The sequence below is a fragment of the Mycolicibacterium pyrenivorans genome (assembly GCF_025821625.1).
Lineage (GTDB): Bacteria > Actinomycetota > Actinomycetes > Mycobacteriales > Mycobacteriaceae > Mycobacterium > Mycobacterium pyrenivorans.
Genome location: NZ_JACKSH010000031.1, coordinates 1 through 1,089 on the forward strand (window position 1 = coordinate 1; position 1,089 = coordinate 1,089).

General features: G+C 66.3%; 1 protein-coding gene and 1 pseudogene. Both read left to right on the forward strand.

The window, feature by feature from the left end; all coding sequences use genetic code 11:
* Positions 1-708: VldE C-terminal domain-containing protein (locus H7I57_RS05270; protein ID WP_264022298.1), on the forward strand; the 708-nt coding region annotated here is incomplete at its 5' end.
* A 184-nt stretch (positions 709-892) separates the two neighbouring features.
* Positions 893-1,089 (forward strand): annotated as a pseudogene (locus H7I57_RS33420) (lytic transglycosylase); the annotation flags it as partial.

The following is a 1,089-nucleotide window of genomic DNA, read 5'->3' on the forward strand; positions in this document are numbered from 1 at the left end:
CTCCTGGTCGCACTACGCAACCGCGTCGCCCAACAACAACAAGTCGTCCAGGCCTACAAAACCCGCGACGCGCAGATGGCGGCGATGCTGCGGTCGATGGCCTACGGCGGCCGCGGCGGTGTGGGCGGGGGAAGCGGCTCACCGTTCGGCGGCGGCAGTGGCTTGTCGATGCCGAGTATGGGATCACCTATGAGCGGATTACATGGCCTCTCCGGGCTCTCGGGGCTAGGTGGCGGTAGCCGCCTGGTGTCGGGCAGGAGATCGGGCCGCGGGCCGCTGGGGGCCTTGGATGCCGGCAGCATCGTCGCCAGAGCCCTTCAGGGCCAGCTGCCACCAGGAAAGGCTTCCGAGAAGGGGCTGCAGAAGTTTACGGTGCTCACCAATCGCGCTGTCTCGGCGGCGTTTCCGCAAATCCGCGAGATCGGCGGCGTGCACGCCGACTCGTTGAAGTGGCATCCCAACGGGCTCGCTCTGGATGTGATGATTCCCAACTGGAATACCCCGCAAGGCAAAGCGCTGGGTGATGAAGTGTTGTCGTTTGTGATGGCCAATAAAGAGGCACTCGGCGTCGAGCACGCGATTTGGCGACAAGCGATGTATTACGGCCCTGGGGGCGGCGAACCGATGGGAGGCCGTGGCGGCGCCACTGCGAACCATTTTGATCACGTGCACATCGCTACTAAGGGCGGCGGCTACATGCGCGCCTGAGGCACGGAGGCGGGGGCGCTCCTGCGGGAGGAGCCGTGCCCGGTGCCTTTCGGCTCGCGGCCTCCCCGCGGCTGGCGGAGTTTTGTGTCTGGGTGGTGGGTCTGGGTCGCTGATACTGGTTTCGTGTCGGTTGGCGCGGTGGTGGCTCAGGTCGGTGAGGTGCTGGGCCGCGCGCATTCNTTTTGTGTCTGGGTGGTGGGTCTGGGTCGCTGATACTGGTTTCGTGTCGGTTGGCGCGGTGGTGGCTCAGGTCGGTGAGGTGCTGGGCCGCGCGCATTCACTGTTCGGCGATCCACCGGCCTCCGGACAAGGCCCGGCCGCGGGCTCGGTGATGAAGCTCTCCGGCGCCGGGGAGCTGGTGCGCTCGGGACAAGCGCAGAT